4 protein-coding genes are annotated in these 6,557 nt (G+C 74.4%); all 4 read left to right on the top strand.

All coding sequences use genetic code 11. From position 1 onward, the window contains the following. Nucleotides 1-1,942: FAD-binding and (Fe-S)-binding domain-containing protein (locus B7P34_RS34505; RefSeq protein ID WP_189383269.1), on the top strand; the 1,942-nt coding region annotated here is incomplete at its 5' end. A gap of 126 nt (nt 1,943-2,068) precedes the next feature. Next, nucleotides 2,069-3,886, top strand: a complete 1,818-nt coding sequence (locus B7P34_RS34500) for an acyclic terpene utilization AtuA family protein (RefSeq protein ID WP_106682099.1) — start codon at nt 2,069-2,071, stop codon at nt 3,884-3,886. Nucleotides 3,887-3,914: 28 nt separating this feature from the next. Then, a complete protein-coding gene (locus B7P34_RS34495) occupies nt 3,915-5,513 on the top strand; it encodes an acyl-CoA carboxylase subunit beta (RefSeq protein WP_106682098.1) in 1,599 nt (532 codons plus the stop codon). 38 nt (nt 5,514-5,551) lie between these two features. Beyond that, nucleotides 5,552-6,557: biotin carboxylase N-terminal domain-containing protein (locus tag B7P34_RS34490; protein ID WP_146167013.1), on the top strand; the 1,006-nt coding region annotated here is incomplete at its 3' end.

Here is a 6,557-nt window from a genome sequence, read left to right as displayed (position 1 = left end):
TGGGGCCACGGCCGCCGAGGCCCGGGCGCGGGCCGAGGAGCTCGTACGGGCCGCCGCACCGGCCACCACCGGCGCCGTGGTGGTCACCGACGCGGCCGGGCAGCGCGCCCTGTGGCGCGTACGGGACGATGCCGCCGGCACCGCCACCCGCATGCCCGACGGCACCGAGGCCTGGCCCGGCTGGGAGGACTGCGCCGTCCCGCCCGCCCGCCTCGGCGCCTACCTGCGCGACTTCCGCGCCCTCCTGCGCCGCCACGGCCTGCACGGCGCGCCCTACGGCCACTTCGGCGACGGCTGCATCCACGTCCGCATCGACTTCGACCTGCTGGGCCCGGACGGGGTGCGGCGCTTCCGCGACTTCTCCGGCGAGGCCGCGGAGCTGGTCGTCGCCCACGGCGGATCCCTGTCCGGCGAGCACGGCGACGGGCAGGCGCGGGCCGGACTCCTGCCGAAGATGTACGGGCCGGACGTCGTCCGGCTCTTCGAGCGCTTCAAGGACCTCTGGGACCCCGACGGCGGCCTCAACCCGGGCATGCTCGTACGGCCCTACGCGCTGGACGAGAACCTCCGTTTCGACGTCCTGCCGCGGCGGCCCCTGCCCGTGGTCTTCGGCTACGCGGACGACGGGGGCGACTTCGCGGGCGCGGTGCGGCGGTGCGTGGGCGTGGCCAAGTGCCGTGAGACGGCGGTGGGCGGGGCGGGCGTGATGTGCCCGTCGTACCGGGTGACGCGCGAGGAACAGCACTCCACGCGCGGCCGCGCCCGGCTCCTGCACGAGATGCTGGCCGGGGAGGTCGTCACGGACGGCTGGCGCTCGGAGGAGGTCCGCGAGGCGCTGGACCTGTGCCTGGCCTGCAAGGGCTGCCGCAGCGACTGCCCCGTAGGCGTCGACATGGCCACGTACAAGGCGGAGTTCCTCCACCACCACTACGCGGGGCGTCCGCGCCCCGCCGCGCACTACGCGATGGGCTGGCTGCCGGTGTGGCTGCGGGGCGTCGCGGCGGTCCGCGGGGCGCCGGTCGTCAACCGGCTGACGGCGCTCGGGCCACTGGCGGCGGCCGCGAAGCGGCTCGGAGGGATCGCGCCGGAGCGCGCGATCCCACGGCTGGCGGACGAGCCCTTCGTACGGTGGTGGGAGGGGCGGGGTCCGGGGCGGGGCCGGGAGCGCGCGGGGGCGGGCCCGGCGGCCGGAGGCGCGGACCTCGTGCTGTGGCCCGACACCTTCACCAACCACCTTTCCCCGGAGGTCGGCCGTGCGGCCGTGACGGTGCTGGAGAGCGCCGGGCTCCGCATCGCCGTCCCGCCGAAGTCGCCCTGCTGCGGCCTGACCTGGATCTCCACCGGCCAGCTCCACCGCGCACGCCGCACCCTGCTCCGCACCCTCGACGTCATGGCCCCCGCCCTCGACGCCGGACTTCCCGTCACCGTCCTGGAGCCCAGCTGCGCCGCCTCCCTCCGCACCGACCTCCCCGAACTGCTCCCCGGCGACCCCCGCGCCCGCCAACTCGCCGAGAAGGTCCTCACGTTCGCCCAGACCCTCGAAGAGCTCGCCCCGCACTGGCAGCCGCCCCGCCTGGACCGCGCCGTGGCCGGGCAGACCCACTGCCACCAGCACGCCGTCCTCGGCGACACCGCCGAGCGCCGCCTGCGCGAGCGCGCCGGCCTGGTGGGCGAGCTGAGCGGTGGATGCTGCGGCCTGGCGGGCAACTTCGGTTTCGAGAAGGGGCATTACGAGGTGTCCGCGGCCTGTGCGGAGGAGCAGTTGCTGCCTTCCCTCCGCGAAGCCCGGCGCGAGGACAGGCGCGAGGCCCGGCACGGCGACGCCGCGACCGCGGTCCTCGCCGACGGGTTCTCCTGCCGCACGCAGATCGCCCAGCTCGCGGGCGACGGTCCCCGCGCGCGGCACCTCGCGGAGCTCCTTGCGGAGGCGCTCGGTTCCTGACCACAACTGGCCGAAAAATAAAGGCAAGCACGCTTGATTGTTTTTCTTCGCACTGACACGCTCTCTCCGTTCTGCTCTCCGTCCTGCTCTCCGTCCCGACATGACCTCCCGAGGGAGCGGCCCCCAGTGACAGACTCCTCCAGTCCCTTACGGACCAGCCCCTCCAGCCCCTTACGGACGCGCCCCCTGCGGATCGGCAACGCCTCCGGCTTCTACGGCGACCGCTTCGACGCCTTCCGCGAGATGCTGACCGGCGGCCCCCTCGACGTCCTCACCGGCGACTACCTCGCCGAGCTCACCCTCCTCATCCTCGGCCGCGACCGCCTCAAGGACCCCTCCCGCGGCTACGCGAAGACGTTCCTGGGCCAGCTGGAGGAAGGCCTCGGCCTCGCCGCCGACCGCGGCGTGAAGATCGTCACCAACGCGGGCGGCCTCAACCCCGGCGGCCTCGCGGAGGCGATCCGGGCCCTCGCCCGCCGCGTCGGCGCCGACGTCCGCGTCGCCCACGTCGAGGGCGACGACCTGCTGCACGAGCCCGGGCGCGACTGGGGTCCCGAGGTCCTCACCGCCAACGCCTACCTCGGCGGCGCCGGCATCGCCGCCTGCCTGCGCGCCGGCGCGGACGTCGTCGTCACCGGCCGCGTCACCGACGCCGCCCTCGTCACCGGCCCCGCCGCCGCGCACTTCGGCTGGCTCGCCGAGGACCTGGACCGGCTCGCGGGGGCGGTCGTCGCCGGGCACGTCCTGGAGTGCGGCACGCAGGCCACCGGCGGCAACTACTCCTTCTTCACCGAGCACATCACCGATGACGTTGCCCGGGAAGGCGGCGGGCGCGGTGGCGGGCGCGCCGCCGGGGAAGGCGGCGGGCAGGGCGTCTTCCGGCCCGGCTTCCCCATCGCCGAGATCCACCCCGACGGCTCGGCCGTCATCACCAAGCACCCCGGCACGGGCGGCGCCGTCACCGTCGGCACCGTCACGGCCCAGCTCCTCTACGAGACGGGCGGCCCCCGCTACCTGGGACCGGACGTGACCGCCCGGCTGGACACCGTCCGGCTCACGGACGACGGCCCCGACCGCGTACGGATCAGCGGCGTCCGCGGCGAGGCGCCACCGCCCTCGCTCAAGGTGGGGCTCACGCGGGTGGGCGGCTGGCGCAACGAGGTCGTGTTCGTGCTCACCGGCCTCGACATCGAGGCCAAGGCCCGCCTCGCCCGGGCGCAGATGGAGGACGCCCTGGCCGCGCGCCGGCCCGCGGAGGTCCGGTGGACCCTCGCCCGTACGGATCACGCCGACGCGGACGTGCAGGAGGAGGCGAGCGCGTTCCTCCGCCTGACCGTGCGCGACCCCGACCCGGAGGCGGTCGGCCGCGCCGTCAGCGGAGCGGCCGTCGAGCTGGCCCTGGCCGGCTACCCCGGCTTCCACCTCACCGCGCCGCCCGGCCCGGGCTCCCCGTACGGCGTGTTCGAAGCCGCCTCCGTGGACGCGTACGCCGTCCGGCACACGGCCGTGCTGCCGGACGGGACGCGCCTGCGGGTCCCCGCGGCTCCGGCGGCGGCCGAGGAGCCGCTCCCCGTCGAGCCGCCCGCGCTGCCCGCCCCGCTGCCGCCCGGGCCTGTCCGCCGCGCCCCCCTCGGGCTCGTCGCGGGCGCGCGCAGCGGCGACAAAGGCGGCTCGGCGAACGTGGGCGTGTGGGTCCGGTCGGACGCGGCGTGGCGGTGGCTCGCCCACGAGCTCACCGGCTCCCGCTTCCGGCAGCTCCTGCCCGAGGTCGCCCGGCTGCCCGTCGCGCGGCACGCGTACCCCGGGCTGCGCGCCCTCAACTTCACCATTGACGGGCTGCTCGGCGCCGGCGTCGCCTCCCAGGCCCGTTTCGACCCGCAGGCCAAGGCGCTGGGGGAGTGGCTGCGCTCCCGGCACCTCGACATACCGGAGGTGTTGTTGTGACGGTGACGGTGCTACCGGAGGTCCTGCTGTGACGGTGCTGTCGTCCCGGCTTGATGCGGCGGGTGACGAGTACGCGGCGAACCGGGCCTCCATGCTGGAGCGGCTCGCCGCCGTCGAGGCCGAGCACGCGCGGGCGCTCGCGGGCGGTGGGGAAAAGTACGTCACCCGGCACAGGGCGCGCGGCAAGCTCCTCGCCCGCGAGCGCGTGGAACTCCTCCTCGACCCCGACACGCCGTTCCTGGAGCTGTCCCCCCTGGCGGGGTGGGGCAGCGACTACGCCGTCGGCGCGTCGATCGTCACCGGCATCGGTGTCATCGAGGGCGTCGAATGCGTCATCACCGCCAACGACCCCACCGTGCGGGGCGGCGCCAGCAACCCCTGGACGCTGAAGAAGGCCCTGCGGGCGAACGAGATCGCGTATGCCAACCGGCTGCCGGTCGTCTCCCTCGTCGAGTCCGGCGGGGCCGATCTGCCCAGCCAGAAAGAGATCTTCATCCCCGGCGGCGGGCTGTTCCGGGACCTGACGCGGCTGTCGGCCGCCGGTGTGCCGACGGTGGCGGTCGTGTTCGGCAACTCGACGGCCGGCGGCGCGTACGTGCCCGGCATGTCGGATCACGTGATCATGGTGAAGGAGCAGGCGAAGGTCTTCCTCGGCGGACCGCCGCTGGTGAAGATGGCCACCGGCGAGGAGAGCGACGACGAGTCGCTGGGCGGGGCGGAGATGCACGCCTCGGTCTCCGGCCTCGCCGACCACTTCGCCGTGGACGAGCGGGACGCGCTGCGGCTCGCCCGGCGCGTCGTGGCCCGGCTCAACCGGCGCAAGGCCCATCCCGATCCGGGGCCCGCCGCGCCGCCGTTGTACGGCGAGGACGAGCTGCTGGGCGTCGTGCCGGGCGATCTGAAGGTCCCCTTCGATCCGCGTGAGGTCATCGCGCGCGTCGTCGACGGCTCCGACTTCGACGAGGTCAAGGCGCGGTACGGGGGCAGCCTCGTGGTGGGCTGGGCCCGTCTCCACGGGTATCCCGTGGGGATCCTCGCCAATGCGCAGGGCGTCCTGTTCAGCGAGGAGTCGCAGAAGGCCGCGCAGTTCATCCAGCTCGCCAACCAGCGTGACGTGCCGCTGGTCTTCCTGCACAACACCACCGGGTACATGGTGGGTCGCGACTACGAGCAGGGCGGCATCATCAAGCACGGCGCCATGATGATCAACGCGGTGGCGAACTCCCGCGTGCCGCACCTGTCCGTCCTCATGGGCGCGTCGTACGGCGCCGGGCACTACGGCATGTGCGGGCGCGCCTTCGACCCCCGGTTCCTGTTCGCCTGGCCCAGCGCCAAGTCGGCCGTCATGGGGCCGCAGCAGCTGGCCGGTGTCCTGTCCATCGTCGCGCGGCAGTCCGCGGCGGCGCGGGGGCGCCCGTACGACGACGAAGCGGACGCGGCCCTGCGGGAGATGGTCGAGCAACAGATCGAGTCCGAGTCGCTCGCGATGTTCCTCTCCGGGCGGCTCTACGACGACGGTGTCATCGATCCGCGCGACACGCGGACGGTGCTGGGGATGTGCCTGTCCGCGATCCACTCGGCGCCGGTCGAGGGCGTACGGGGCGGGTTCGGCGTCTTTCGGATGTGACGGTCTTCGGATGTGACGGTTTTCGGGGGTGTGGATTCATGATCGGGTCGCTGCTGGTCGCCAACCGGGGTGAGATCGCTTGCCGTGTCTTCCGCACGTGCCGGGAACTGGGCATCACCTCCGTGGCCGTCCACTCGGACGCCGACGCCGGTGCGCTGCACGTCCGCGAGGCGGACATGGCCGTCCGGCTGCCGGGCACTGCCGCCGCGGACACGTATCTGCGGGGCGACCTGGTGGTGCGGGCCGCGCTCGCCGCGGGCGCGGACGCCGTGCATCCGGGGTACGGGTTCCTCTCCGAGAGCGCGGCGTTCGCACAGGCCGTTCTTGACGCGGGGCTGGTGTGGATCGGGCCGCCGCCGTCCGTGATCGAGGCCATGGCCTCGAAGACGCGCGCCAAGCGGATCATGGCGGAGGCGGGGGTCCCGGTGCTGGTGGCGGGGGAGCCGCCGCTGATCGTCAAGGCGGCCGCGGGGGGCGGCGGACGGGGGATGCGGGTCGTCCGCGACATCGCTCTGCTCGACGCCGAGGTCGCCTCCGCCCGGGCCGAGGCCATGGCCGCCTTCGGCGACGACGAGGTGTTCGTCGAACCGTACGTGGAGGGCGGGCGGCACGTGGAAGTGCAGATCCTCGCCGACGCGCACGGCGCGGTGCGGGCGCTGGGGACGCGGGACTGCTCGCTGCAGCGGCGGCACCAGAAGGTGATCGAGGAGGCGCCGGCGCCGGGGCTCGCGGAAGACCTGCGGGCGGAGCTCGCCGAGGCCGCGGTCGCCGCGGCGCGCGCTGTCGGCTACGTGGGCGCGGGGACGGTCGAGTTCCTGGTGAAGGACGGGCGGCCGTTCTTCCTGGAGATGAACACGCGGCTGCAGGTGGAGCATCCGGTGACGGAGGCGGTCTACGGGGTGGATCTCGTGGCGCTGCAGATCCGGGTGGCGGAGGAGGCGGCGCTGGATTCCGCGGTGCCGGTGCCGGTGGGGCATGCGGTCGAGGCCCGGCTCTACGCGGAGGATCCGGGGGCGGGGTGGCGGCCGCAGGTGGGGGTGGTGC

Origin of the sequence: Streptosporangium nondiastaticum (assembly GCF_003011965.1) — a bacterium.
GTDB classification, from domain to species: domain Bacteria; phylum Actinomycetota; class Actinomycetes; order Streptomycetales; family Streptomycetaceae; genus Streptomyces; species Streptomyces nondiastaticus.
This window is presented reverse-complemented; position numbering and strand designations above follow the sequence as displayed.